The organism is Mesorhizobium dulcispinae (assembly GCF_033977345.1).
In the GTDB taxonomy this organism is placed as follows: domain Bacteria; phylum Pseudomonadota; class Alphaproteobacteria; order Rhizobiales; family Rhizobiaceae; genus Mesorhizobium; species Mesorhizobium dulcispinae.
Genome location: NZ_JAVIIY010000003.1, coordinates 107,119 through 133,907, shown reverse-complemented (window position 1 = coordinate 133,907; position 26,789 = coordinate 107,119). Strand labels below are relative to the sequence as shown.

The following is a 26,789-nucleotide window of genomic DNA, read 5'->3' as shown; positions in this document are numbered from 1 at the left end:
AAAATCCGATGAGAGCGGCATTGCTGCCCTACGTTATCCGCACGGCAAAAATTCCGCTCTTGCAAACCCCAAAATCGCCGTCCTTTCAATCGGACTTTTGTCGACGTTAAGTCGGCTAAATAAACCGAAAAAAGAAAAATGTCAGCGGCAGACCCGCGAAATGGTGGTGCCAATCACCTGAGACTGACAATTCTGCTTGACGATCGGCACTTCGGGGCGAGCCTTCGGCACGATCTGCCGGTCCTGCTCGCGGTAGAACTGCTGCTGTTGCTGGAACTGCTGCCGCTGCAGCTGGTTCCGGAGCGTCTGCAGTTCGTTCTGCTCGATCAGGGTGTTGCGGTTTGTCGGGATGACAACCTGAGCCGAAGCGTATGAAGCCGCGCCAAAAAGGGCGGCTGCAGACAGAGCCGCCGAAAGCAAAACCGCCGATAAGTGAGGATGCGACATCGCTTCCTTCCCGCATGAAAACAGAACCTGCCCATAATGTAGGGCATTTGCCCGGATGTACCATGGTTTAAGGGACTGATCTCGCGGCATCGTCGCCTGCCGTCGGCCGCTCGTTTTCCCTTCAATCCACGTCGCGCAAACGGTAGCCGACGCCGGTCTCGGTGATGATGTAGCGCGGCTGGTCCGGCGTCTTCTCGATCTTCTGCCTCAACTGGCGGACATAGACCCTCAGATATTGCACGTCGGTCGAGTCGTTCCAGAGTTGCTTCATCAAGAACTGGTGGGTGAGCACCTTGCCGGCATACTGCACGAGCATGCGCAGGATGTCGTATTCTTTCGGCGACAGTTTTACGTCCTTGCCCTCGACCTTGACGATGCGTTTGACGAGGTCGACGCTGAGATCGCCGGTCTGAAAAACCGGCTTCTCGCCCGGCTGCTGGAATTTGTGGCGCAGCGCCACGCGGATGCGGGCGACGAGCTCGTTCATGCCGAAGGGTTTCGTCACGTAGTCGTCGGCGCCGAGCTCGAGCGCCTGGACGATGCCGGCTTCATCGGTGCGGCTCGACAGGATGACGACCGGAATATCGAGGCCGTCGCTGCGCCATTTGCCGAGCAGCTCGAGGCCGGTCATGCCGGGCAGGCCAAGGTCGAGCAGGATCAGGTCGGGCCGCTCCGCCTGCATGAGCTCGATCGCCGCCTTGGCACTCGGCGCCTCGGATACCGTATAGCCCTGGCTGCCAAGGCCGACGCGAAGCAGCTTACGGATCGGCGGCTCGTCGTCGACGACCAGGATGCTGACGGTCTGACTGGTCATGCTGCGTCATCCGTTTTGGCGACAGCCAGATCCGGAATTTCCTCCGGCACCGGGATGCGGATGGTGAAGATCGCGCCCGGACGGTCGGTGCGGTTCGCCGCTGAGATCGTGCCGCCCATGGCCTCGACGAAGCCGCGGCTGATCGACAGGCCGAGACCCGTGCCGGCGCGGACCTGGTCGCGCTTGCGCACGCGGTAGAAGGTGTCGAAGATCCGCTCGAGGTCGTCGGGCGGAATGCCCGGTCCCTCGTCCATGACCTGCAGGATGACGGAGCCGTTGTCGACCCAGCCTTGCAGGCGGATGGCCGAGCCGGGCGGCGCATATTTCGCGGCGTTGTCGAGAAGATTGAACAGCACCTGCTCGAAAAGGACAGGGTCGAGGCGCAGCATCGGCAGGTCCAGCGGGATGTCGGTGTCGATCCGGTGCTCGCCGGTGATCTTTCGGGCTCGATCGAGCGCCGAGCCGACGATGTCGCCGACAAAGTGGAAAGCGTAATTCGGCTCCATGGCGCCCGACTCGATCTTGGTCATGTCGAGCAGGTTGGCAATGAAGCGGTTCAGCCGCTCCGATTCGTCGACCACGGTCGACAGAAGGTCCGCGCGGTCCTTTTCGGGCAGGGCGGCCGCATATTCCCGCAGCGTGCCTGCGGCGCCCATGATGGCGGCAAGCGGCGTCTTGAGGTCATGCGAGATCGAGGTGAGCAGCGCCGTGCGCAGCCGGTCCGCTTCCGCCGCCAGCCTGGCGCGATCGACATCGGCGACAAGCTGGATGCGCTCGATGGCGACCGCCGCCTGATCGGCAAGCGCGTCGAGAAGACGCTGCTGCTCGGGCGTCAGCAACGGCCCCTGCTTGTCGTTGTCGAGGCCGACGACGCCGACGGCCGTGCGCCCCGTGCGCAGGGGCAGGTAAAGGCGCTTGGCGCCCGGCAGCGTGTCGGCGCCGCGCCCGGCCGGGCGGTCGTGCTCCCAGGCCCAGCGGGCGGCTGCGATATCGGCCTCGGCAAGCGTGTCGTCGGGGGGATAGCCGGCCTTGACAGTGATGGTGCCGTTTTCGGGCAGAAGCAGCACCACGCGCACCTTCAGCATGGAGGCGATCTGGAAGGCCGTTGCCCACAGCACGTCGTCGAGCGTGCCGGCGCCGGCGAGCTTTTTCGAGAAAGAATAGATGTCTTCGGTGGCACGCGCGCGAGAACGGGCGGCGACCGCCTGGCGCTGCACGCGCGCTGTCAGATTGCTGGCGATGACGGCGACAACGAGGAAGACTGCGAAGGCGACGATGCTTTCGGGGTCCCTGATCGTCAGCGTGTAGCGCGGCTCGAGGAAGAAGAAGTTGAAGGCAAGCGCGCTCAGGAAGCAGGCATAGAGCGCCGGCCAGAGCCCAAACGTCACCGCCGATGTCAGCACCGCCAGCAGCAGGACGCTGGCGAGATTGCGGACATCGAGGAACTGATCGAGGATCGAGCTGACGGCCAGCGCGCCGGCGACATAGGCGGTGGAGAACAGATACGGCCAAATCTGAAAGGGCTTCTGCTCGGCCGCGGCCTTGACCCTCGGTGAGGCGGCCTCGGTATCTCGCTCGGCGCCCGAAATGACATGGACGCTGATGTCGCCGGCATTGCGGATCAGATCGTAAGTGAGCGAACCTTCAATCAGCTCGCGCCAGCGCGAGCGGGTCGGCCGGCCGATGACGATGTGGGTGAAGTTGTTCGTGGTCGCGTGGCGCACGATATCCTGGGCGACGTTCTGGCCGGGGATGGTCGTCACCTCGGCGCCGAGTTGCTCGGCAAGGCGCAGGTTCGTTGCCAGCCGGTCTTTGTCCTCCTCGGACATGCCGGCAAGGCGAGGCGTGTCGACATGCAGCGCCGTCCACGGCGCCCGCAGCCGATCGGCGAGCCGGCGCGCGTAGCGGATGCGGGCGGCGCCGCCCGGACGCTGATCGACGCAGACCAGGACCCGTTCGCCGGCGGCCCAAGGCCCGGGAATGGCGTGCGACTGCATGTGGTTGAGAAGCTGCTCGTCGACGCGCTGGGCGGTGCGTCTCAGCGCCAGCTCGCGCAGCGCCGTCAAATTGCCCGGCGAGAAATAGTTCTCGATCGCGCGCTGGGCGGTTTGGGGGAAATAGACCTTGCCCTCATGCAGCCGCTTGATCAGGTCGTCGGGAGTGAGGTCGATGACCTCGATATCGTCGGCCTCGTCGATGATGGAATCGGGAACCGTCTCGCGTACCCGGACGCGGGTGATCTGCGCCACGACATCGTTCAGGCTTTCGACATGCTGGATGTTGAGCGTGGTGTAGACGTCGATGCCTTGCGACCGGATTTCCTGCACATCGAGGTAGCGTTTGGGATGGCGGCTGCCGGGCGCGTTGGTGTGGGCGAGCTCGTCAACCAGAACCAGCGCCGGGCGCCGTTTCAGGATGGCGTCGATATCCATCTCGTCGAGGGTGCGGCCCCTGTATTCGACCTCGCGGCGCGGGATCACCTCATAGCCGTCGACCAGCGCCTGGGTTTCCCTGCGGCCGTGCGTTTCGACGACGCCGATCACAACGTCAAGGCCGTCGGCCAGCCGGGCGCGGCCTGCCATCAGCATCTCGTAGGTCTTACCGACCCCGGGAGCAGCGCCGAGGAAAATCCGCAGCCGACCGCGGCCCTCCCGCTCGGCATGCTCCAGCAGCGCGTCGGGAGAGGGTCTGGTTTCGTGGTTCGTCCTGTCGTCGGGCATCAGTCCAATCATGGATTGCGCCGGCGATCGTGTCGATCCCCGGCGAGGTGCTGGCTATTTCAGGTCGTCCAGCGCGAGATTGAGGGCGAGCACGTTGACCACCGGCTCACCCATGAGGCCCAGCTCGCGCTCCTCGACATGGCTGTCGACAAGCGACTTCACCTTGGCCTCGTCGATGCCGCGGGCCTTGGCAACCCGCGGAATCTGGAAATAGGCAGCCTCGGGGCTGATGTCGGGGTCGAGGCCGCTGCCGGACGTCGTGACGAGGTCCATCGGCACCGGCGCGTTCGGGTTCTCAGCCTTCAGCTTCTCGGCATCGCCCTTGATGCGTTCGATCAGCTTCGGATTGGTCGGGCCGAGATTGGCGCCGCTGGAGGAGGCGGCGTTATAGCCGTCACCGGCGGCCGACGGCCGGCCATGGAAATAGCGGTCGTTGGCGAAGGCCTGGCCGATCAGCTCGGAGCCGATGACCTTGCCATCCTTCTCGATCAGGCTGCCGTTGGCTTGCCTGGGAAACAGCGCCTGGGCGATGCCGGTCATGCCGATCGGATAGACGAGGCCGGTGAGCACCGTGAAGAAGACGATCATGACGATCGCGGGTCTGAGTTGCTTGAACATCGGAGCAAATCCTTATGCGAGGCCGAGGGCCGCGACGATCAGGTCGATCGCCTTGATGCCGACGAACGGCACGATGATGCCGCCGAGGCCGTAGACGAGCAGGTTGCGGGTGAGCAGCGCGCCGGCGCCGATGGCGCGGTATTTCACGCCCTTCAGCGACAGCGGGATCAGTGCGATGATGATCAGCGCGTTGAAGATGATGGCCGACAGGATGGCGCTCTGCGGCGTCGCCAGATGCATGATGTTGAGCGCCTGCAGCGGCCCGGCGGACTGGCCGGGCGCGACGTAGAAGACCGCGAACATAGCCGGGATGATGGCGAAATACTTGGCCACGTCGTTGGCGATCGAGAAGGTGGTCAACGAACCGCGGGTCATCAGCAACGCCTTGCCGATCTCGACGATCTCGATCAGCTTGGTCGGGTCGCTGTCGAGGTCGACCATGTTGCCGGCCTCGCGCGCGGCGATCGTGCCGGTGTTCATGGCGACGCCGACATCGGCCTGGGCAAGCGCCGGGGCGTCGTTGGTGCCGTCGCCGCACATGGCGACCAGCTTGCCCTTGGACTGTTCCTCGCGGATCAGCGACAGCTTGTTCTCGGGCGTCGCCTGCGCGAGGAAGTCGTCGACGCCGGCTTCCGCCGCGATCGCCGCCGCGGTCAGCGGGTTGTCGCCGGTGATCATCACCGTGCGGATGCCCATCTTGCGCAGCTCGGCGAAACGCTCGCGGATGCCGCCCTTGACGATGTCCTTGAGGTGGACGATGCCGAGCAGGCGCCCGTCGCGCTCGACCGCCAGCGGCGTGCCGCCGGCCTTGGCGATCTCGGCGGCAATGGCCTGCAGGTCGCGGATCGTCTCGCTCGTCGGACGCGTGCCATGGGCCGCGACCGTTGCCTGGTTGACGTGGGCGAGCACCGCATCGACAGCGCCCTTGCGTACCGACGAGCCGTCGACGTCGACGCCGCTCATGCGGGTCTGCGCGGTGAAGGGTACGAAGGCTGCATGCAAGGTCGCCATGTCGCGGGCGCGGATGCCGTATTTTTCCTTGGCGAGCACGACGATCGAGCGGCCTTCCGGCGTTTCATCCGCTAGCGAAGCAAGCTGCGCCGCATCCGCCAGCTCCTGCTCGGTGACGCCCTTGACCGGACGGAACTCGGTCGCCTGGCGGTTGCCGAGCGTGATGGTGCCGGTCTTGTCGAGGAGCAGCGTGTCGACATCGCCGGCGGCCTCGACGGCGCGGCCGGACATGGCGAGCACGTTGAAGCGCACCAGGCGGTCCATGCCGGCGATGCCGATGGCTGAGAGCAGCGCGCCGATCGTGGTCGGGATCAGCGTCACGAACAGGGCGACGAGGATCGTCACCGAGATGTAGCCGCCGGAGTAGGAGGCGAAGCTCGGGATGGTCGCGGTCGCCAGGACGAAGATCAGCGTCATGCCGACGAGCAGGATGTTGAGCGCGATCTCGTTCGGAGTCTTCTGGCGTTCCGCGCCCTCGACGAGCGAGATCATGCGATCGAGGAAGGTCTGGCCGGAGGCGGCGGAAATGCGCACGCGGATCCAGTCGGACAGCACCTGCGTGCCGCCGGTGACGGCCGAGCGGTCGCCGCCGGACTCGCGGATGACGGGCGCGGATTCGCCGGTGATCGCGGCCTCGTTGACGGAGGCCACGCCTTCGATCACCTCGCCGTCGGACGGGATGATGTCGCCGGCCTCGACCAGCACGATGTCGCCGACCTTCAGGCTGGTGCCGGGCACCAGCTTGAACTTCGAGCGGTCCTCGCCGTTGATGAGCAGCTTGGCCTGGGTTTCGGTGCGCGCCTTGCGCAGCGAGTCGGCCTGCGCCTTGCCGCGGCCTTCGGCCACGGCTTCGGCGAAGTTGGCAAACAAAACGGTGAACCACAGCCAGATGATGATCTGCAGCGTAAAGCCGAGATCGCCGCCGCCGGTGACCAGGTCGCGCATGAAAAGCACGGTGGTGAGCAGCGAGACGACTGCGACAACGAACATCACCGGATTGCGGATCAATGTGCGCGGATCGAGCTTGCGAACGGCGCCGCCGATGGCGGGCACCAGGATGCGGGCATCCAGGATGCTCGCGGATTTGGACTGGCTCATTTCGGGGCTCCAGTGTCGGTGATGTTGGACGGCGCCGGGTGCTCGGTCTTCGGGAACAGGTGCGGAAGGGCGGACGCCAGCAGCCAGATGACGAAGAGCACGGCCGCTATCGCCAGGAAGGTCGACAGGGTCGGAAAGGGACGAGGACTCTCGTCCTCTCCGTCATCGGGAGGTTGCCGGTCATTCCGGCGTCTGATGTTGAACCAGGGCATGGTCATCTCAGAAGGTCTGTCCGTGGATCATCGCAAGGTGCTCGACGATCGGACCAACGGCGAGCGAGGGGAAGAAGGTGAGGCCGCCGACGATGATAATGACGCCGACCAGCAGGCCGACGAACAGCGTGCCGTCGGTCGGGAAGGTGCCGGCGGAGGCGGGCACTGTCTTCTTCGCGGCCAGCGAGCCGGCGATGGCTAAAGCCGGGATGATGACCAGGAAGCGGCCCATCAGCATGCCGAGACCCAGCGTGATGTTGTACCAGGGCGTGTTGCCGGAGAGGCCGCCGAAGGCCGAGCCGTTGTTCGCGGCTGCCGAGGTATAGGCATAGAGCACTTCCGAGAAGCCGTGCGGACCGCCATTGGCCATCGAAGCCACGGCGCTTGGCAGCACCACGGCGATGGCCGTGAAGATCAGCATCGCCAGCGGCAGACAGAGGATGGCGAGCATTGCCATCTTGACCTCCTTGGCCTCGATCTTCTTGCCGAGATATTCCGGCGTGCGGCCGACCATCAGGCCGGCGACGAAGACGGCGACGACGACGAACATCAGGATGCCGTAGAAACCGGCGCCGACGCCGCCGACGATGACCTCGCCGAGTTGCATGTTGATGAGCGGGATCATGCCGCCGAGCGCGGTGAAGCTATCATGCATGGCGTTGACGGCGCCGCAGGAGGCGGCCGTGGTGATGACCGCGAACAGCGCCGACATGGCGATGCCGAAGCGCGTCTCCTTGCCTTCCATGTTGCCGCCGTCGATGCCCAGCGCATGGACCAGCGGGTTGCCGGCGGCTTCAGCCCAGTAGCAGACGGTAACGCCGACGAGGAACAGCACGCCCATCGAGGCCAGGATCGCCCAGCCCTGGCGCTCACTGCCGACCATGCGGCCGAAGACATTGGTGAGCGCAGCGCCGATCGCGAAAATCGACAGCATCTGGATCAGGTTGGAGATCGCGTCCGGATTCTCGAACGGATGCGCGGCGTTGGCGTTGAAGAAGCCGCCGCCATTGGTGCCGAGCATCTTGACGGCGACCTGCGAGGCGACCGGCCCGAGCGCGATGGTCTGCTTGGCGCCCTCCAGTGTGGTCGCTTCGACATAAGGCCCAAGCGTCTGCGGGATGCCGAGCCACACATAGGCGAGCGTCAGCACGATACAGAGCGGCAGGAGCACATAGAGCGTACAGCGGGTGAGATCGACCCAGAAATTGCCGATCGACCTGCCCGAGGCGCGGGCGAAACCGCGGATCAGGGCAATCGCGATGGCAATGCCGGTGGCGGCCGAGACGAAGTTCTGGACGTTGAGGCCGGCCATCTGCACGAGGTAGGACATCGTGCTTTCGCCGCCGTAGTTCTGCCAGTTGGTGTTGGTGACGAAGCTGACGGCGGTGTTGAAGGCGAGGCCGGGCTCGACCGCGCTCATGCCCGCGGGATTATAGGGCAGGGCGCCCTGCAGCCGCTGCAGCGCGTAAAGAACCAGGAAGCCGGCGAGATTGAAGAGCAGCATGCCTGTCGCGTAGACGGCCCAATGCTGTTCTTCCTTTTCGCTCGTGCCCGCGAGGCGATAGAGCCCGCGCTCGATGGGGACGAGCACCGGCGACGGAAAGGTGCGGTCACCGCTGAAGACGCGGTACATGTAGCCGCCGAGCGGCTTCACGAGCAAAAGCAGGATCCCGCAATAGACGAGGATCTGTATCCAGCCATTTATAGTCATGATGAGCTCTCCGCCTGCCGGTCAGAAACGCTCTGGGCGAATGAGCGCGTAGGTGAGGTAGGCAAGCAGGAACAAGGTCACCGCGCCGCCGAGTATGTAATCGAAAAGCATGATCCGGCCCTTCCGCTCAGATGCTGTCGCAGGCTTTGGCATAGGCGAAGGACAGGACGAAGAACAAAATCCCGATCCCGAGAACAATAAGGTCCATTGCAGACATTCCTTGTTTTCACTTTTGTTTGCGGCCCGCGCTGGCAGGCTCAAAACTTCACGCGACCGCGCATCACCTTGGCGGTGACGGCGATCAAAGCGATTTTCGAAGGAAGATATGGACCCGATCGCCATAAAGGTTCGAGACGAGGCGAACGGCAAAGATATAGGAATTCTATAAAGATCTCGGCTGGGGTCCGGCTGCTCTTCCGGCGCCATCAGCACGCTTGTTGCAGAGGCACCGCCGGTCATCGGCGATTGCCTATGGCCAGCAGCCGGCAATCGCCAATATGCTAAACCCGGGGACGCTGAACAAAGGCTGCAGCCGTGCGCGGCCACCGGAAGGACACAAATGCTCGACATCGCACCATCGCAACAGGCGGCCACCTGGCTTGGCTCGTTCGACCGGGCGCTCGAAGCGGGTGACATCGAGGCGGCAACCAGTCTGTTCGCCGAGGATTGCTACTGGCGCGATCTGCTGACCTTCACTTGGAACATAAAAACCATGGAAGGGCAGCCGGCTATCCGCGAAATGCTCAAGGGCACGCTGTCGACGACGCAGCCCTCCCATTGGCGCTTGTCCGGCGAAGCGAGCGTCGACGAAGGCACGATAGAAGCCTGGTTCAGCTTCGAGACGGCCGCGGCACGCGGCGAAGGCATTTTGCGGCTCAAGGATGGCCGCTGCCGGACGCTGTTCACGGCGATGAACGAGCTCAAGGGCTTCGAGGAGCAGAAGGGACCGGCCCGGCCGCTCGGCATCCGCCACAAGGCCGATCCTGAGCGCGAGACCTGGGCGGAGAAAAGGGCGCGCGAGGCGCGCGACCTCGGCGTGCATGAGCAGCCCTACTGCCTGGTGATCGGCGGCGGTCAAGGCGGCATCATGCTGGGCGCCCGGCTGCGGCAGCTCGGCGTGCCAACCGTCATCATCGAGAAGAACGCGCGTGCCGGCGATTCCTGGCGCAACCGTTATCGCTCGCTCGTGCTGCACGATCCGGTCTGGTACGACCATCTGCCTTACATCCCGTTCCCGGAAAACTGGCCGGTCTTCACGCCCAAGGATAAGATGGGCGACTGGCTGGAAATGTATGCCCGCGTCATGGAGCTGAACTACTGGGTCGCCACCAGATGCGTCAGCGCCGCCTATGACGAGACCGAAAAAGTCTGGACGGTGGTCGTCGACCGCGTCGGCCAACGCATCACACTGAAGCCGAAGCACATCGTCTTCGCCACCGGCGCCTACGGACCGCCCCGGCAGATCGCGCTGCCGGGCGCCGATGCTTTCAAGGGCGAACTCCTGCATTCCAGCCAGTATTCCACCGGCGAGAAATTCCGCGGCAAACGCGTCGCGGTGATCGGCGCGGCAAGCTCAGGCCACGACGTCAGCGTCGACCTCTGGGAGGCCGGCGCCAAGGTCACGATGGTGCAGCGCTCGCCGACGACGGTGGTGAAGTCCGACACGCTGATGGAGGTCGGCTTCGAGATCTTTTCCGAAAAGGCGCTGGCGCGCGGCATCACCACCGACAAGGCCGACATGATCGTCGCCTCGACGCCGTTCGCGCTGGTGCCGAAAGGCCAGCGCGCGCTCTACGACGTCATCCGCGAGCGCGACGCGGAGTTCTACAAGCGCTTGAGCGACAGCGGCTTTGCCATCGACTTCGGCGAGGACGAGACCGGGCTGTTGATGAAGGCCTATCGCACAGGCTCGGGCTTTTACATCGATGTCGGCGCCTGCGAGCTGATCCTGAATGGCGAGATCGCGGTGAAGAGCGGCGTCGGCATCAAGTCGCTGACGCCGATTGGTATCCAGTTCGAGGACGGCAGCGAGCTCGCCGTCGACGCGATCCTCTGCTGCACCGGCTACCAGTCGATGAACGAGACGGTGGCGACAATCGTTTCGCGCGAGGTCGCCGACAAGGTCGGTCCATGCTGGGGCCTCGGTTCCGGCGTCAAGGGCGACCCGGGCCCGTGGCAAGGCGAGCTGCGCAACATGTGGAAGCCGACGGCACAGGACGCGCTGTGGTTCCACGGCGGCAACCTCGCGCTGTCGCGCTTCTATTCGAAGTTCGTGGCGCTGCAGCTCAAGGCGCGCATGGAAGGGATTGCGACGCCGGTTTACGGCGAGCCGAGTAACGCGAAACGGTGACGTTCGATCTCCCCCCTTGTGGGGGAGATGGCCGGCAGGCCAGAGGGGGGCGCTGTCCCGCCGGCCTCTCGATGGATTGCAATTGCGTCGTCAGTTGGTTCTTGGTCCGTCGCAAGACGATAAAGGTTGGCGTTCCTTCGCGCCCCCCTCTGCCCTGCCGGGCATCTCCCCCACGAGGGGGGAGATTGGCCAATCATCGGCCAAAATGCCTGGCCGCAACGTCCACATGCGTATGATGCGTATGCGGCTCAAAACGCTCCGTCTCGTTGTGGTCGGGCGTTTCGTTCGGCCACCATTTGCCGCCGATGACGATGCCGTTGGAGACCAGCCGCTGGTCCGCGACCAGTGAGGCGCCAACCGCGTCGACGAAGGTGAAGCGTCCGGGCTGCAATTTGAGCACCGCGACATCGCCGATGCCACCGACTTTGAGCGTGCCGAGCTCACGCCTCGCGATCGCCTCAGCCGGGCGCTGTGTCGCCGCGCGCAGCACCTCGACGAGCGGCATGCCGAGCGCCATCAGCTTCGACATACAGACGAGGATGTCGAAGGCGGGGCCGTCGACACAGTAGAGATGCACGTCGCTCGATATGACGTCTGGCGCCAAGCCTTCGGCAAGCATGGCCTTGGCGACCTCGAAGTCGAAGGAGCCCATGCCGTGGCCGATGTCGAAGATGACGCCGCGCTCGCGCGCCAGACGCATGTCCGGCCGCACTGCGCCGGACGCGAAGACCGGCGCGTTGGGGAAGGGACGGAAACAGTGGGTGAGGATGTCGCCGCGGCGCAGCCTCGGCAGCACTTCCGAGCGGCCGGGCGGCGGTTCGTCGATATGCGCCATCAGCGGCAGGCCGACCTTGTCGGCGGCTTCGAGCGCCAGGTCTACGGGCGCGATACCGCTGGTTCCGCTGGCATGCTTGCCGGAACGCACCTTGACGCCGACGACGACGTCGGCGTGCTCGCGCACCGCCGCCACCGTCTCGCGCGGCTCGCAGAGCCTGAGATCGCTGCATTCGCCGACCGACACGGTTTTCGCAAAGCCGAATATGCCGGCGAAGGAGATGTTGACGTAGGCGAGGATGCGGACCTTCGAGCGCTCGATGACGTGGCGGCGGAAGCCCAGGAAATTGCCGGCGCCGGCGCTGCCGGCGTCGATGAATGTGGTGGTGCCGCTCTTGGCGGCGAGCCGGTCGGCATCGACGCCGAGCGAGGTGCCGCCCCAGTAGACATGGCTGTGCAGGTCGACGAGGCCGGGCGTGACGATGCAGTCCCTTGCGTCGACGACCTCACCGGCGGTCGAGGCATCGATGGCCGCCTCGATCGCGGCGACGCGGCCATCAACGATGGCGACGTCGCGCGACGCATCCAACCCGGAGGCCGGGTCGATCACGCGGCCGCCCTTGATCAGCAGATCGAACTGCATCGGCGCCTCCCTGGCGTCTAACTGTTTGTTTTTACGCAATTCCGAACGGAAAACCGCTATACACTTTTCCTGGAATTGCTTTTAGCGATCAGACCGGCCGGTAAGCGACCGCTTCGACCTCGATCTTGATGTCGATCATCAGGCGGGACTCCACCGTGGTGCGCGCCGGCGGGTCATTCGGGAAATGCCTGGCATAGACCGTGTTGAAGGTGCCGAAATCGCGCGCGTCCTCCAGCCAGACGGTGGTCTTGACCACATCATCCATGGTGCAGCCGGCAAGCGCCAGCGCGGCTTTGACGTTCTGCAATACCTGCTCGGCTTGCTCAGCGATGCCGCCCTTGACCACCAGGCCGTCGCTGCCCACCGGCACCTGGCCGGAAATATAGACGAAATCGCCGGCGCGCACCGCCGGCGAGAGCGGGACATGCGATTTTCCAAAGCACTGCTTGGGCAAGTGAGCCTCCTGTTGTCGACTGGATTGGCCTTTCTTATGGCTGTCTACGCTTGTCGGCGTGATCCTCCTAGAGGCAATGTCGGAAAGCAACATTTTTCCGAAAATCCATGTTGCTTTATTACAAAAGCCTGAGCATCTTGCGCCACGAAGCCGCTTCCGGCCGGCAAAGCACACATGTGGGGAGATCCAGCATGACCTTCGACAAGAACCCGTTCCCGGAGGGCGATGCCGATCGCCACGCGCTGTGGGAAATGCTGGTGCGGCGCGACATCGATGCCTTCCTCGGCCAGGACTGGTCGATGGTCGAGGACGACTTCATCGCCGAGAGCTTCTTCGGCATGCATGCGCATTTCCTTGCCAATGCGGACGCCTGGCGGCTGCAGTTCCCGAGGCTGGAAGTCTATCGCGACGAATGGCTGCGGCAGGCCAAGGAAACCGCCGCGACGAAGTTCGCCGAGCCGCTGCGCGAGGCGCTGTTCCGCGTCACCAACATGCGCGACATCGACGTCGACGGCGACCGCGCGGTGCTGCACAAGAAATTCGACGGCTCGGTCGCCAAGGCCGATGGCGGTGTCGACAGGCTCAAATGGCAGACGCTCTATTTCTGCCGCAAGGTCGGCGGCCGCTGGAAGATTGCCGGCTTCGTCGGCTATATGCCGCATCCGCTGGGAAGCTAGGGCCGGATAGGCTTCCTAGGACAAGCGTTGCAGCCGCTCGTCGGGCGAGCGGTGGTCGAAGACGACGCCCATGGTCTTACCAACGGCGGCCATGACGATCAGCTCGACCAGATGGTCGTCGCTGTCTTCGCAGGCGGGGTCCGATTGGCGGATGGCGTCGAGCATCGCGCGGGTCGAGATGGTGTCGCCGGCGCGAAATTTCGAAAGGGCAAACGAAACAAGGTCTTGCACCGTCGGATCCATGACGAGCACTTCCGAAGCGACGTTCATCGGCCTCCTCCTGCCATGAACCCTCACCGAAAGGATGATACGCCAATGGTGGGATTGCGCCAGCGAAATGGTGGTCCGACCAGAGCGACTGGCGACAGCCTGCCGCCATTTCCATTAAAGCGAGTCGCGCTGACATGGATTCAGGCGGCGCGCTTTAAGTCTTTGTATTTGCGCATGTCATTTTCCCAAAACCGCTGCGCAGTTTTGGGCGACATGCGTTAAGTGTGGAACACCGCACCGATGGTCCTGGCCATGCTCGACGCATCGCGCTCCGGTTGGTAAGCCCGCTCCCGCATAGGGAGACTGGCCGAGTCGAAAAATGACGGTTGCAATCGAGATGGGGCAGACGTCGGCAGGCGCGCCGGCGGCCCTCGACCTTGAGGAGCTGCTGGCGACGCGCCTGCTGGTGCAAGGCAATTCGGGCTCGGGCAAGTCGCATCTGCTGCGCCGTTTGCTGGAGCAGAGCGCGCCCTGGGTGCAGCAGACCATCATCGACCCCGAAGGCGACTTCGTCTCGCTCGGCGAGCGCTACGGCCACCTGGTGATCGATGCTGAGGAACATACCGAGCGCGGCCTGCAGGCGGCCGGCGAACGTGCCCGCATCCACCGCGTCTCGACGGTGCTCAACCTCGAAGGGCTCGATGCCGAAAACCAGATGCGGCGCGCCGCCGCTTTTCTCGGCGGCCTGTTCGAAGTCGCGCGCGACCATTGGTACCCGATGCTGGTGGTTGTCGACGAGGCGCAGCTCTTCGCGCCGGCCGCCGCCGGCGAGGTTTCCGACGAGGCGCGCAAGCTTTCGCTCGGCGCCATGACCAATCTGATGTGCCGCGGACGCAAGCGCGGGCTTGCCGGCATCATCGCCACGCAACGGCTGGCGAAGCTCGCCAAGAACGTCGCGGCGGAAGCCTCCAACTTCCTGATGGGCCGGACTTTCCTCGACATCGACATGGCGCGCGCGGCCGACCTGCTCGGCATGGAGCGTCGGCAGGCGGAAGCGTTTCGCGACCTGGAGCGGGGGCATTTCATGGCGCTCGGGCCCGCATTGTCGCGCCGCCCGCTAAGCCTGCGGATCGGCTCGACGGAAACGAGCCCACGCAACGGCACGCCGCGGCTGATGCCGCTACCGGAAGCGGCGCTTGAGGATGCGCGCTCGATCATCCTGGCGGCGCCGCCGCCGGAGACGGTGCGGCCGCAGCGCCGGCCTTCGCCGGATCTGCTCGATCAGCTGATGGCGGCCAAGGCCGCGCCGCTGGACATCCGACCGGAGCCGGCCGAGCCGCAGCCCAGCGCCGAAGACCTCGCCGAGCGGCGCGAGCGGATGGACCGCATCCTGCGCGCCATCCTGGCCGAGCCCGATGCCGGCTTCCGCGTCATCGGCGTGCTCTACCAGGAGTTCGTGGTCCGCTGCCGCATCGAGGGGCTTGCCTCGGTGGTGCCCGACCTTTCGGAGTTCCGCCGCATACTGACGCGCGCCCGCGCCGGTGTCGGCTCCGACATGGCCGAGGACGATGCGTGGCGGGACGTTTCGGTGCGGGCGTCGCTTCTGCCCGAGGACATGCAGGGCGTGTTCATGATGATCGCGAGGGCCGCCAAGGAAGGCTGGCCCTGCCCAAGCGACGCGGCGATTGCGCGGGCCTATGGCTCGCACTCGCTGCGCCGCGCGCGGCGGCTGCTCGACTATATCGAGGAGCAAGGCCTCATCGTCTGCCAGATCGACGGCACCGGCAGGCGAACGGTGACGCTGGTCGAACTCGCCTGGGCGACGGCGCCGGGCGATCCGAATGCAGAAGAGCAGGACAGCTCAGCGGCGTGATCACGGCTGCAGCTCGATCGTGCGGTCGCGAAGCGACGACGCGCGGTGAGAGGAGATGACGATGATCCGGTCGCTGAGATGACCCATCAGCCGCTCGAGGATGCGCCCACCCTGTTCGTCGTCGAGATGCTCCGTCGGCTCGTCGAGCAACATCAGTGGCTTCGTCGACAGCCAGGCGCGCGCGAGATTGATGCGCTGCACCTCGCCGAGCGAGAACCCGCCCTGCCTGATCCAGGCATCCAGGCCGCCGGCCTCACGGATGCGCTCGTCCATCTCGACGGCTCCCAGTGCGTGCCAGAGCGCCGCGTCCGGGACATTGCCGGCGAAGAGGTTGGCGCGGACTGTGTCTTCGAGGATGACCGCGTCATGCAGGACGAGTGCCGCCTGTGCCCGACGGTCCGTTGCCGACAAGATGCGGTCGCCGGCGGCGAAAGCATCATCGCCGATCCAGCCGGCAATCTGCTTCAACAGGCTGGTCTTGCCCGAACCACTCGCTCCGACCAGTACTGTCGGCTGGCCCCTTGCGAGGAGCACGGAGATGGGCGTGCCGATGGCCCGACCATCGGGCGCGCGGCGCTGCAGGGCCCCATGGCGCAGCGCGCGAGGTTCGACGTCGCCTGGTGCGGATTCGCGCCTGCCAGCCGCGGCGGCTTGCGTCCATTGTCCGATCTCGGCCAGGGCGGCGTTGCGACGAAGCACGGCAACCAGCATGCGCGAGCCGCCATTCATGGCCTCGCCCAGCGCCAGCCAGGAGAAGGCGAGCAGCATGGGTAGAAGAAGGCCCGTCCCTTGCCGCCCCGCATGCCAGGCGGCGGCCATCACGCCGATGCCGGCGACCGGACCGAAGGCCGCGCCGATCATGTCGAGCCGGGCCTGGAGGCGGCGGAGCGCAAGCAACTCGCCGTCGGCGCGGGAGAGCGCGGCAAGCGCGTCGGCGCACTCATGGCTCCACGCGCCCTCGGCCTTCAGCGGCACGGCCGACGCCAGAGCCGCGCCAAGCCGGCTCGCGCCCCCGCGGCGCAGCGACCTGGCGCGCTCCCATGCCATGGCGCCAGCCTTGGCAACCCGGTTCCCCGCGAACAGGATGGCGAGCAAGAAGAGGATGATCGGCAAGAGGGACAAGGGCGCGAGGATCGCTGACGCCGTGGTCAGCACGGCAAGGCCGGCGACGAGCGTAAGTGCCGGAAGGCCGGCGCGAAGGCGGGCGTAGTCGAGGTCCTCGACGTCGTCGAGATAGTCGGCGAGCCGGGCGTCGTCGCCGAGCTGCCATCCTGCCCGGCGCACGGCGGGCGCGGCGGCCATCGCGGCGAAAAGCTCGGCGCGATGCGTGACCTGATCGGCGAGCGCCGCCTTATGGCCCGCAAGGCGTTCGCCGTAACGCGCCGCGGTGCGGCCGATGGCGAACAGCCTGATGAAAGCCGCCGGGATGTGGAAGTTGAAGGTGAAGGCGGCGGCGGAAAGGCCGGCGATCGCCACCGAACCCAGCAGCCAGGCGGAAACGCCGCCAAGCAATATGCCACAGAAAAGCGCGGCGAAGGCAAAGCCCGTCGCCAGCCGCCAGGACCTCCGGCTCGCGGATTGAAGTGCCGCGTTCATGCCGCCACCTCGATGGCATCGCCAGGGGTGAGGTCGACCGTCAGGTCGGCGGCGTCGGCGAGATCCCGGTCATGCGTCGCCGCAACGACCAGCCGCGACCGCGAGATCGTGAGCAGCATGCGCCGTACGGCCTCGGCCGTCTCGCGGTCGAGCTTTGCCGTCGGCTCGTCCGCCAGCACGGCACGTCCGGAAAGCTGCGCGCGGGCGACGGCGATGCGCAGCCGCTGTCCGCCGGAAAGATTGGCGCCACCCTTGTCGAGCCTCGCCTCGAGACCGCCCGGCAGCAGCGTGTCGTCGAGCAGCCCAATGGCGCCCGCAGCCTCTTCCAGGCGGCACCGGCCTACGGCGCCGGTGTTCCATACAATGGCTTCGGCAAGTGTTCCTTCCGGCACATAGCTGTCGGTCGAGACCCAGGCGATCCGATCGGCGAACTGAGAGGCGCATCCGCGCGGTTCGAGCCCAGCGAGGCGGCGCAGCAAGGTCGACTTGCCCGAGCCGCTCGGGCCGACAATGGCGACGAGGCCTTTCGCCGGCAGCGTCAGACGCAGGCGGTCGAGCGCCGGCAAGGTCATCGCCGCAGCCGGCTCAGCGCCGAGCAGCCGGTCCAGCGCCGCGGCCGCCGCCAGCCCTTCCGCCTTGGCATGGTACTGTTCCGAAAAGCGCCGGAAGGGCGCGAAATATTCCGGCGCGATCATCAGGATGAACAGGCTCTGCCAGAGCGCCAGGTCGGAGAAACCGGGAATCATCGCCAGCTTCAGATGACCGAGGCCGAGGAAGACGGCGAGGATGGCGATCGAGAGCGAGGCGAAGAAGTCGATGATGCCGGCGTTGACGAAGGCGATGCGCAGCACGCCCATCGTGTTGCCGGCATAAGCTTCCAGGCGCCGGGCAAGCTTGGCCTCTTCCGTTTCCGTCGCATGGTTGGCGAGGATCGTGGGCAGCGTGCGGATGCGGTCGGCGAACTGGCCGGCCAGCCGGCCGAAGGCGCGTTCCTGCGCGTCGGCGCGGCGGCGGATGGCGTCGCCCACCAGCGCGAAGAACAGGATCATCACCGGCGTCAGGCAGATGACCAGCAGCGCCGCTTGCCAGGAAACGAGGAACAGCGCCGTCGCCGCGAGCAGCGGCCCCGCCGCCATCATGGCGCTCGCCGCGCGATGGTCGACGACAAGGGCGGCAACTGCTTCGGGATGACGCTGCATCGAGACGATGAGGCTGCCGACCGAAAGTGACTGCAGCTGCCGCGCCGGCATTTCGTCCAGCCGCCTGGCCGCCAATTCGCGCAAGCCGGTCGAGACGGCTGTCTCGGCCGAGGCCTGTGCCCTGTCGGCGGCAAAGCCCGCGATGCAGGCGGCCGAGAGAAGCGCAATCGTCGCCGCGACGAGCCACGGATCGACAGGCTCGTGCATCACCAGCGGCCCGGCTGACATTGCGGCGGTCGCGGCGAAGCCGAGCCGCAGCGCGGTGCGCGCAATCTGCGCGGCAAGCAGGCGGCGCAATCCCGACTTTGCCAGTTTCCCGGCAGCGGCGAGCGACTGGAAGCGGCCCGACGCCGCGGCAGCGGGGTCCGGGACTGGTGCGGAAGCGGCTGGCGGTTTCATGGCCCGGTTTTCGCATGCGCCGAGATGAAAGGAATTGATCCAGATCAACTCGCGAGAGCCCGGCCGGCGCTAAGAGCGGTATCCAGAAAGGATGCTCCATGTCCGACTTTCTTCTCGTCGACCTGTCGCGGCTGCAGTTCGCGCTGACGGCCCTCTACCATTTCCTGTTCGTGCCCCTGACGCTCGGCCTCTCCATCCTGATCGCCATGATGGAGACGGTCTACGTGATGACCCGCCGCATCATCTGGCGCGACATGACCAAATTCTGGGGCGTGCTGTTCGGCATCAACTTCGCCCTCGGCGTCGCCACCGGCATAACCATGGAATTCCAGTTCGGCATGAACTGGGCCTATTACTCGCACTATGTCGGCGACGTGTTCGGGGCGCCTTTGGCTATCGAGGGCCTGATGGCCTTCTTCCTCGAAGCCACCTTCGTCGGACTGTTCTTCTTCGGCTGGGAAAGACTTTCGCCCCGCGCGCATATGACCGTGACCTGGCTGATGGCGCTCGGCACTAATTTCTCGGCGCTCTGGATCCTGATCGCCAATGGCTGGATGCAGAACCCGGTCGGCTCGGCCTTCAATCCGGACACGATGCGCATGGAGGTGACCGATTTCATGGCGGTGATCTTCAACCCGGTCGCGCAGGCGAAGTTCGTGCACACGGTTTCGGCCGGCTATGTCTGCGCCGCCACTTTTGTGCTCGGCGTCTCGGCCTGGTATCTGCTCAGGGGACGTCACGTCCAGCTCGCCAAGCGCTCCTTCGTGATCGCTTCAGCCTTCGGCCTGGCATCGGCGCTGTCGGTCATCGTGCTCGGCGACGAGAGCGGCTACGCTCTCACCGACAACCAGAAAATGAAGCTCGCCGCCATCGAGGCCATGTGGGAGACCGAACCGGCGCCGGCATCGTTCACGGCGTTCGGCATCCCAAGCCAGAGCGACCGCGAGACACATTTCGCCATCCGCATCCCATGGGTGATGGGCCTCATCGGTACCCGCTCGGTCGACAGGCCGATCGCCGGCATCGACGAGCTCGTTGCCCACGCCGAAGCACGCATCCGCAACGGCATCGTCGCCTATGACGCGCTGGAGAAGATCAAGGCGGATCGCAAAGACACCGGCGCCCGCGCGGTCTTCGACGCCAGCTCCAGGGATCTCGGCTACGCGCTGCTGCTCAAGCGGTACCTGGCCGATCCGAGGCAGGCCAGCGAACAGCAGATCAAGGATGCCGCCTGGTCGACCGTGCCTTACGTGCCGCTGCTCTTCTTCAGCTTCCGCCTGATGGTGGCCTGCGGCTTCGTGCTCGCCGCGCTGTTTGCGGTCTCGCTGTGGCACACGACGCGCGAGACTGGGGCGCCCCGCTGGCTGTTCCGCGCCGCGCTCATCGCCATGCCGCTGCCCTGGATCGCCATCGAGGTCGGCTGGTTCGTGGCGGAGTTCGGCCGCCAGCCCTGGATCATCGACGGCGTGCTGCCGACCTTTCTCGCCACGTCGGAGCTCGGCGTCACCGACCTCCTCCTCACCATCGCCGGCTTCACGCTCGTCTACGGCGTGCTCGCCGTCATCGAGGTCAGGCTGATGCTGGCGGCCATCCGCAAGGGGCCGGAGGTCGCGAACGTCATCGACGACCTGCGGCCGAGCGCCGACCCCGCAATGCAACCCGCAGAGTGAACAGGATCACGACGATGATCGAATTTCTCTTCGACTATGAAACGCTGCGCGTGATCTGGTGGATCCTGCTTGGCGTGCTCCTGATCGGCTTCGCCGCGACCGACGGGTTCGACATGGGCGTCGGCGCGCTCTTGCCCTTCGTCGCCAGGACGGACGCCGAGCGCCGCGTGGCGATCAACACCATCGGCCCGGTCTGGGAAGGCAACCAGGTGTGGTTCATCCTCGGCGGCGGCGCCATCTTCGCGGCATGGCCGGCACTTTACGCGCTAAGCTTCTCCGGCTTTTACCTCGCCATGTTCCTGGTGCTCTTGGCGATGATCATGCGCCCGGTGGCCTTCAAGTACCGCTCGAAGCGGCCGGATCCGGCCTGGCGCACTGGCTGGGACCGGGCGCTCTTCGTGGGCAGCGCGGTGCCGGTGCTGATCTTCGGCGTCGCCGTCGGCAACACGCTCCAAGGCGTTCCGTTCCACTTCACGCCCGACCTGCGCCCAATCTATGAAGGCAGCCTCTTCGGGCTGCTCAACCCGCTGGCGCTCTATTGCGGCCTGGTCTCGCTCGCCATGCTGGTAACCCACGGCGCGGCATGGCTCACCTTCAAGGCGGAAGGCACGGTGGCCGACCGCGCGCGCACGATCGGCGCCAGGTCGGCGGTCGTCACGTCGCTACTGTTTGCCGGCGGCGGCGTGCTCGTCTGGCTCGGCCTGCTCGGCGGCTACCGCGTGACGTCACCGGTCACCTGGGACGGGCCGTCCAATCCGCTGATCAAGATGGTGGTGGTCGACGGCGGCGCATGGCTTGCGAATTTCCATGCCCACCCGCTGCTCTGGATCGTGCCCGCGCTCGGCATCGCCGCGCCGCTGCTTGCAGCGATCGGCTTCCGTGCCGGGCTCGAAGGCTGGACTTTCCTCGCCTCGAAGCTCGGCGTGGCGATGATCATCGCCACGGTCGGGCTCGCCATGTTCCCGATCCTGCTGCCGTCCAGCAGCAATCCCAGCCATTCGCTGGCGGTCTTCGACGCCTCGTCGAGCCGCGTCACGCTGCGTAACATGCTGCTCGCCACGGTGATCTTCCTGCCGCTGATCCTTGCCTATACCGGCTGGGTCTACCGCGTGCTGTGGGGCAAGGTCGGCGAAAAGAGCGTCGAGAAGGCCGGCTCGTCGGCCTACTGATAGAAACCGGAGTTCTTGCCATGTGGTATTTCGCCTGGGTCCTCGGCCTCGGACTGGCCGCCTCCGTCGGCATCCTCAACGCGCTCTGGTACGAGCTGCGCACCGTGCGCGAAGAGCCGATCGAAGACACCGTCGCCCTGCCCACGCCTTGAGCCTGGACGGAGGAGCCACCATGACGGGCGCAAAGCCGGAGCCGTTCCGCAATCCGGCCGACATGAAGCGGGCGCATATGCAGATGCTTGCGCTCTGCCACATGCTGGAAGGCATCGCCGATGACCTGCCGTCGCGCGTCGACCGCCTGCAGTGTCTGGCGGTGGCGGCGGACCTGTTGCCGCTGCTGCGCGAGTGCCACCGCTTCGAGGAAGACGTCGTCTTTCCAGCCTTCGCGCGGCAAACGGGCGGCGAGGAGACCGTGGCGCGGCTCAAGCTCGAGCACATGGAGGACGACTGCGCGGCGGCGGACCTCAGCGAGGCGCTGCTTGCCTACGGCCATGGGCGGCCGATCGAGAACCCGGAGGCCTTCGGCTACATGCTGCGGGCGCTGTTCGAATCGATGCGCCGCCACATCGCCTTCGAACGCGACCATGTGCTGCCGAGGTTCTGGGCCACCGATAAGGCATGGTGCCGGCGATCAATCGCCGGCGCGTGCCGCGAGGCGCTGGACGTCGTCGACCATGACGTGACGGTTGTTCTCGACGCGGATCACCTTCTCGCCGCGCAGGCGGGTGATTTGCCGGCTCACGGTCTCCACGGTGAGCCCCAGAAAATCCGCGATTTCCGCGCGCGACAGCGGCAGGTCGAAAGCAGCGCCGCGGCGCTCGGGACCCGCGGCGGGATCGATGTTGCGCGCGATCATCAGAAGGAAGCTCGCGATCTTCTCGGCGGCGGTTTTGCGGCCGAGCGCCACCATCCATTCGCGCGCCTGGTCGAGCTCGCGCAGCTTTTGTTCGAGCAGGCGATGCTCGAGGTCCGGCTGCTCCTTCATCATGCGCTCCAGCGCCTGGCGCGGGAACGAGCACAGTTCGACGTCGGTCGCTGCCTCGGCGGTCAGAGTGCTCTCGGCCTGGAACGGCCTGCCGAGGAAATCGGGGGCGAACTGGAGGCCGACGATCTGCTGGCGGCCATCGGAAAGCGTCTTGGTCAGCTTTACGACGCCTGAAAGCACGTTGGAGAAGCGATCGACGCTTCCCACATCGCTCATCAGTTCCTTGCCCGTCTCGGCCTTGTGCCGCTTCGTCGACCTGGAAAGCGTCACCAATTGGTCTGGATTGAGCGCGCCGCATATGCCGTGATGCCGCGCTTCGCATGAAACGCAGAGGACCGGGATGCCCTTCGTGTGAATGTCTTCGCGCACGATGGAACACCTATAGTGTTCCCGCTGCCCGCCAGCAACGCGTGGCAGGGCGCGATAGCGTCGCAGCCAGCGTCCGCCTCCGGACTTCCTACCGGTCCTCGATGATCCGCAAATACGCCGCGGTCACGAACAGCACGATGAAGCCGAAGAGGATGCGGCGGCCGCCTTCGGGCATGTGCAGGATGGTGAGCAGCGTCGTCAGCACGGTCAGGATCAGCGCGCCGATAATGGTGCCCATATAGCCGCCGCGGCCACCGAAGATCGAGGTGCCGCCGATCACGGCCGCCGCCACCGAGGGCAGCACCAGCGGCTCGGCGAGCGACAGCGAGGGCGCCTTGATCAGGCCGATATAGAGCAGGCCGGTGATGCCGGCGAGCAGGCTGGAGATGACGTAGAGCGCGGTAATCACCTGCCAGTAGTGGACGCCGGACAAACGTGCCGCGCGCTCATTGTCGCCGACCGCATAAAGCAGGCGGCCGAAGCCGGTGCGATTGAGCGTGAAGACGATCAGCACCGCCACCGGCACGAACAGGAAGAGCGCGTTGGGGAAGCCGTAGGTGAGACCGGTGCCCAGCCAGTTGAGGAAATCCGGGATCCTGGCGCCGGAGGCGATCACTGTGCGCTGGTAGACTTGCAGGAAGCCGGTGCCGATCAGGCTGGTGCCGAGCGTCATGATCAGCGGATGGACGCGGAAGACGCCGACACCGATGCCGTTGACGAGGCCGATCAGCACTGCCGGCAGCATGGCGAGGACGAACGCCACCGTCGGATCCTGGTTGACGATCTGGGTCGCCATGATGAAGGCGCTCATCGTCGCCACCGTGCCGACCGAGAGGTCGATACCGCCGGTCAACATGGTCATGGTCTGGCAGCCGGCGAGGATCGCCAGCGGAATGGCGAACTTCGCCGTGTTGGCGATCCAGCGCTCGTTGACGATGCCGGGGCGCAGGATCTGCAGGATCACCACCAGGATCACGAGCAGGATGATCAGCGGAATGAGCGGACGGTCCGCCATGAAGCGCTTCAGGCGGCGGCCGAAGGAGGCCGGCCGAGGCATAGTCGCGCTTGAGCTCATGACGTTGCTCCTGCCGGGCGGCCCCGGATGGTGATGAAAGCGCCGAACATCACGACGGCGACCATGATGGCGCCCTCGATGATGGCAGTGACATTGGGATCGATGGCAAGCAGCGTCAGGTCGGTGCGCACCAGCCTGAGCACGAAGACGGCGATGATCGGGCCGAGCAGTCCGCCCTTGCCGCCGCCGAGCGCGACGCCGCCCAGCACCACTGCCGCGACGCTGGCGAGCAGATAGGGACCGGGGATCGGCGCGCCGATGCCGGTGCTGATGGTGAGCGAAAGGCCGCCGAGCGCGCCGAACAGGCCGGAGAGCGCGTAGGCGACGATCCTGGTGCGCGCCACCGGCACACCGCTGCGGAAGGCGGCGAGTTCGTTGCTGCCGATGGCGTAGATGGAAAGGCCGAGGCGCGAGCGCCGGAGCGGGATCCAGATGACGAAAATGCAGACGACGAGCAGCACCAGCGCCTTTGGAACCCAGGCATCGGCCCAATCCGGCAGGCCGGGGATCGGCATGGTGCCGATGACGGTCGCCTTCAGCCACTCGGCGGCGGCGCCGCCGGGCGCGTCGAGCACGAGCAGCGCCGCGCCCTGCAGCACGAACAAAGTGGCCAAGGTCACGACGATATCCGGCACGCGGGTGACGACGATAAGGAGGCCGTTCAGCGCGCCGAGCACGAGCCCCATCGCCAGCACGAAGGGCACGACGAAGAACGCGTATTCTTCGCTGGCGCCGTTCATCATCGAGGCGGCGGTGACGCTGGTCAGCGCCATCATGGCGGCGACCGAGAGATCGATGCCGCCGGCGATGACGACGACGGTCTGCGCCGCCACTGCAAAAGCGTAAGGCAGAACTGCCCGCGCCAGCGAGCCGAAGTCGCCGCTGCCGTAGCCCGGCTGGATCAGCTTGGTGATGACGAACAGGAATATGAGCAGGGCGAGCAGGCCGGCGACCCAGCCCTGGCGGCGCAGGAAGCGTGTCATGGCGCGGCCTCCGCATCGGAAGCGGGCCTGACGTCGGCAAGGATCCCGACATCCTCCCTGGCGCCGCGCGGCAGGCCGTAGGCCGCCCGCATCAGCGTCGGCTCGTTGGCAAGCTCGACCGGGAAAGTGTCGACGACGCGGCCGCCGAAGATGACGATGACGCGATCGCAGACACGCTGCACCTCCTCCAGCTCGGATGTGTAGAACAGCACCGACTTGCCGAGGCCGGCGAGTTCGCGCAGCAATTTGTAGATCTCCTGCTTGGTGCCGACGTCGATGCCGCGTGTCGGATCGAAGCAGAGGATGGTGCGGGCATCGGCCGCAATCCAGCGGGCGATGGTCACCTTCTGCTGATTGCCGCCGGAAAGGCGCTGCACCTCGCCTTGCGCGCGGGTATCGATCTGCAGCCGGCCAATGGCGCTGGAAACCACCATGCGCTCCCGGCGTGCCTTGATCGGCCCCCATTTGCGCGGTGCCGCGCTGAAGGGCAGCGCGATGTTCTCGCGCACCGAGCGCTGCATGGCTAAAGCCTCGGTGCGGTCGCCCGGCACATAGGCGATGCCGGCGCGGATGGCATCGCTCGGATGCGAGAATTTTACCGGCGCGCCATCGACGGCGATCGTGCCGCCGGCAGGCCGGATCGAGCCGGCAAGCGCGGCGAAGAGCTCGTCCTGGCCCTGGCCCTCCAGCGCGACGACGCCGGCCACTTCGCCATTGGCGAGATCGAAGGAGACGTCGTGCAGCTTGGTGCCGAGTTGCAGGTTGCGCACGACAAGCCGAGGGTGGCTGTCCGTCACGACCGGCGCCTCGCTTGCGGTACGCGCCGCGGCGACGCTGGTCTTTTCGATGCGGGCGCCAAGCATCATCTCGACGATCTTTTCCTCGATGCCTGGCTCGATGTCGACGACGCCGACGGTGGCGCCGTCGCGCAGCACCGTGGCGCGGTCGCAGAGCGCGGAGATCTCGACGAAACGATGCGAGATGAAGATGACGGAGCGGCCGCTGTTGCCCTGGCGGCGCACGACTTCCAACACCTTTTCGGCGAGGTTGGCGGGAAGAGCCGCCGTCATCTCGTCGAGCAGCAGCACGTCGGGTTCGACGGCGAGCGCGCGCGCCAAATCGAGCACGCGCAGCACGGCCAGCGGAATGTGACGCGCGGTCTCGCGCATGTCGAGGTTCGGTATGCCGAGCTCACGCACCCAGGCGCGGAACGGCTCGACCGGCGTGCCGGTCAGCCGTAGATTGGAAAGCACATCGAGATCGGGGATCAGCGCCGGCTCTTGGTAGACCGGCAGCAGCCCAGCACGACGCGCGGCAGCGGGCGAGCGCACGTCACGGACTTCGCCGCGGATCAGGACGCGGCCGGCGTCGGCCGGGATGGCGCCGGTCAGGATCTTCACCAGCGTCGACTTGCCAGCGCCATTGGCGCCCATCAGCGCATGGACTTCGCCCGGCAGCACCGACAATGATGCGTTGCGCAGCGCGGCAACCGCGCCGTAGTTCTTCGCCACGCCGGTGGCCTCGAGGAGATGGTTGGTGGTCAAAGCGCGCGGGTCTCGATCATGTGTGGCCTGTTCTAATACAACAGCACGCCACGCTTGCGCGCGGCGTACTGCGGAGCGGCGACTTTCCCTTCTCCCCTTGTTGTGGGAGAAGGTGGCCTCGCGAAGCGAGGTCGGATGATGGGTGTTCCAGAAAACACCAACGCCTCATTCCTTCCAGCACCCCTCAT

At 65.8% G+C, this 26,789-nt stretch carries 23 protein-coding genes and 1 pseudogene; 7 read left to right on the top strand and 17 right to left on the bottom strand.

What is annotated here, in order from left to right; all coding sequences use genetic code 11:
- Positions 1-141: 141 nt before the first annotated feature.
- The 8 genes from RFN30_RS08490 to RFN30_RS08455 form a co-directional block, all read right to left on the bottom strand.
- Positions 142-447, bottom strand: a complete 306-nt coding sequence (locus tag RFN30_RS08490) for a hypothetical protein (RefSeq protein WP_320261651.1) — start codon at positions 445-447, stop codon at positions 142-144.
- 121 nt (positions 448-568) lie between these two features.
- Entirely contained in the window at positions 569-1,261 is a 693-nt protein-coding gene (locus RFN30_RS08485; protein WP_320261650.1) for a response regulator transcription factor, read from the bottom strand.
- Entirely contained in the window at positions 1,258-3,981 is a 2,724-nt protein-coding gene (locus RFN30_RS08480; RefSeq protein ID WP_320262067.1) for a DUF4118 domain-containing protein, read from the bottom strand. Before RFN30_RS08480 ends, RFN30_RS08485 begins: the two co-directional genes overlap by 4 nt.
- Before the next feature lie 54 nt (positions 3,982-4,035).
- Positions 4,036-4,599, bottom strand: coding sequence for a potassium-transporting ATPase subunit KdpC (kdpC, locus tag RFN30_RS08475; RefSeq protein WP_320261649.1), 564 nt, complete (start codon positions 4,597-4,599; stop codon positions 4,036-4,038).
- 12 nt (positions 4,600-4,611) lie between these two features.
- A complete protein-coding gene (gene kdpB / locus RFN30_RS08470; protein ID WP_320261648.1) occupies positions 4,612-6,708 on the bottom strand; it encodes a potassium-transporting ATPase subunit KdpB in 2,097 nt (698 codons plus the stop codon).
- On the bottom strand, positions 6,705-6,926 hold the full coding sequence (locus RFN30_RS08465) for a hypothetical protein (RefSeq protein ID WP_320261647.1): 222 nt from the start codon (positions 6,924-6,926) through the stop codon (positions 6,705-6,707). The genes kdpB and RFN30_RS08465 overlap by 4 nt, the downstream gene beginning before the upstream one ends.
- 1 nt (position 6,927) lies before the next feature.
- Positions 6,928-8,631, bottom strand: coding sequence for a potassium-transporting ATPase subunit KdpA (gene kdpA, locus RFN30_RS08460; RefSeq protein WP_320261646.1), 1,704 nt, complete (start codon positions 8,629-8,631; stop codon positions 6,928-6,930).
- A 21-nt stretch (positions 8,632-8,652) separates the two neighbouring features.
- Positions 8,653-8,742 carry a K(+)-transporting ATPase subunit F gene (locus RFN30_RS08455; RefSeq protein WP_036257910.1) on the bottom strand — a complete coding sequence of 30 codons (90 nt, stop codon included), beginning with the start codon at positions 8,740-8,742 and terminating at the stop codon, positions 8,653-8,655.
- Positions 8,743-9,190: 448 nt separating this feature from the next.
- Here RFN30_RS08455 and RFN30_RS08450 point away from each other — a divergent pair, with 448 nt between their 5' ends.
- Complete coding sequence (locus RFN30_RS08450) at positions 9,191-10,981, top strand: NAD(P)-binding domain-containing protein (protein WP_320261645.1); 1,791 nt, start codon at positions 9,191-9,193, stop codon at positions 10,979-10,981.
- 193 nt (positions 10,982-11,174) lie between these two features.
- Here the strand turns inward: RFN30_RS08450 and RFN30_RS08445 are convergent, their stop codons facing one another.
- A complete protein-coding gene (locus tag RFN30_RS08445) occupies positions 11,175-12,398 on the bottom strand; it encodes an amidohydrolase/deacetylase family metallohydrolase (RefSeq protein WP_320261644.1) in 1,224 nt (407 codons plus the stop codon).
- A gap of 88 nt (positions 12,399-12,486) precedes the next feature.
- Positions 12,487-12,852: a RidA family protein gene (locus tag RFN30_RS08440; protein ID WP_320261643.1), complete on the bottom strand. Its 366-nt coding sequence runs from the start codon at positions 12,850-12,852 to the stop codon at positions 12,487-12,489.
- Between the two features lie 191 nt (positions 12,853-13,043).
- Here RFN30_RS08440 and RFN30_RS08435 point away from each other — a divergent pair, with 191 nt between their 5' ends.
- Positions 13,044-13,529, top strand: coding sequence for a hypothetical protein (locus RFN30_RS08435; protein ID WP_095766686.1), 486 nt, complete (start codon positions 13,044-13,046; stop codon positions 13,527-13,529).
- A 15-nt stretch (positions 13,530-13,544) separates the two neighbouring features.
- Here RFN30_RS08435 and RFN30_RS08430 read toward each other — a convergent pair whose 3' ends face one another.
- Positions 13,545-13,799, bottom strand: coding sequence for a hypothetical protein (locus tag RFN30_RS08430; protein ID WP_320261642.1), 255 nt, complete (start codon positions 13,797-13,799; stop codon positions 13,545-13,547).
- A gap of 319 nt (positions 13,800-14,118) precedes the next feature.
- On the opposite strand from RFN30_RS08430, the gene RFN30_RS08425 reads away from it, so the two are divergent.
- On the top strand, positions 14,119-15,612 hold the full coding sequence (locus RFN30_RS08425; RefSeq protein ID WP_320261641.1) for a helicase HerA domain-containing protein: 1,494 nt from the start codon (positions 14,119-14,121) through the stop codon (positions 15,610-15,612).
- On the opposite strand, the gene RFN30_RS08420 is transcribed toward RFN30_RS08425, so the two are convergent.
- Both RFN30_RS08420 and RFN30_RS08415 read right to left on the bottom strand, forming a co-directional pair.
- Entirely contained in the window at positions 15,613-17,208 is a 1,596-nt protein-coding gene (locus tag RFN30_RS08420; protein WP_320261640.1) for an ATP-binding cassette domain-containing protein, read from the bottom strand.
- Entirely contained in the window at positions 17,205-18,806 is a 1,602-nt protein-coding gene (locus RFN30_RS08415; RefSeq protein WP_320261639.1) for an ATP-binding cassette domain-containing protein, read from the bottom strand. Before RFN30_RS08415 ends, RFN30_RS08420 begins: the two co-directional genes overlap by 4 nt.
- Before the next feature lie 98 nt (positions 18,807-18,904).
- On the opposite strand from RFN30_RS08415, the gene RFN30_RS08410 reads away from it, so the two are divergent.
- The 4 genes and pseudogenes from RFN30_RS08410 to RFN30_RS08395 form a co-directional block, all read left to right on the top strand.
- Positions 18,905-20,476 (top strand): cytochrome ubiquinol oxidase subunit I, encoded by a 1,572-nt coding sequence (locus RFN30_RS08410; RefSeq protein ID WP_320261638.1) that lies wholly within the window; start codon positions 18,905-18,907, stop codon positions 20,474-20,476.
- A gap of 14 nt (positions 20,477-20,490) precedes the next feature.
- Positions 20,491-21,645, top strand: coding sequence for a cytochrome d ubiquinol oxidase subunit II (gene cydB / locus RFN30_RS08405; protein ID WP_320261637.1), 1,155 nt, complete (start codon positions 20,491-20,493; stop codon positions 21,643-21,645).
- A gap of 20 nt (positions 21,646-21,665) precedes the next feature.
- Entirely contained in the window at positions 21,666-21,797 is a 132-nt protein-coding gene (gene cydX, locus RFN30_RS08400) for a cytochrome bd-I oxidase subunit CydX (protein ID WP_320261636.1), read from the top strand.
- Positions 21,798-21,817: 20 nt separating this feature from the next.
- Positions 21,818-22,231: pseudogene (locus RFN30_RS08395) on the top strand (hemerythrin domain-containing protein); the annotation flags it as partial.
- Between the two features lie 45 nt (positions 22,232-22,276).
- Here the strand turns inward: RFN30_RS08395 and RFN30_RS08390 are convergent.
- The 4 genes from RFN30_RS08390 to RFN30_RS08375 form a co-directional block, all read right to left on the bottom strand.
- Positions 22,277-23,002, bottom strand: a complete 726-nt coding sequence (locus RFN30_RS08390) for a Crp/Fnr family transcriptional regulator (RefSeq protein WP_320262066.1) — start codon at positions 23,000-23,002, stop codon at positions 22,277-22,279.
- Between the two features lie 85 nt (positions 23,003-23,087).
- The gene (locus RFN30_RS08385; protein WP_320261635.1) at positions 23,088-24,074 is read right to left on the bottom strand and encodes an ABC transporter permease; all 987 of its coding nucleotides are present in this window, start codon (positions 24,072-24,074) and stop codon (positions 23,088-23,090) included.
- Positions 24,071-25,057, bottom strand: a complete 987-nt coding sequence (locus tag RFN30_RS08380) for an ABC transporter permease (protein ID WP_320261634.1) — start codon at positions 25,055-25,057, stop codon at positions 24,071-24,073. Before RFN30_RS08380 ends, RFN30_RS08385 begins: the two co-directional genes overlap by 4 nt.
- Positions 25,054-26,601: a sugar ABC transporter ATP-binding protein gene (locus tag RFN30_RS08375; RefSeq protein WP_320261633.1), complete on the bottom strand. Its 1,548-nt coding sequence runs from the start codon at positions 26,599-26,601 to the stop codon at positions 25,054-25,056. The genes RFN30_RS08380 and RFN30_RS08375 overlap by 4 nt, the downstream gene beginning before the upstream one ends.
- Positions 26,602-26,789 lie beyond the last annotated feature (188 nt).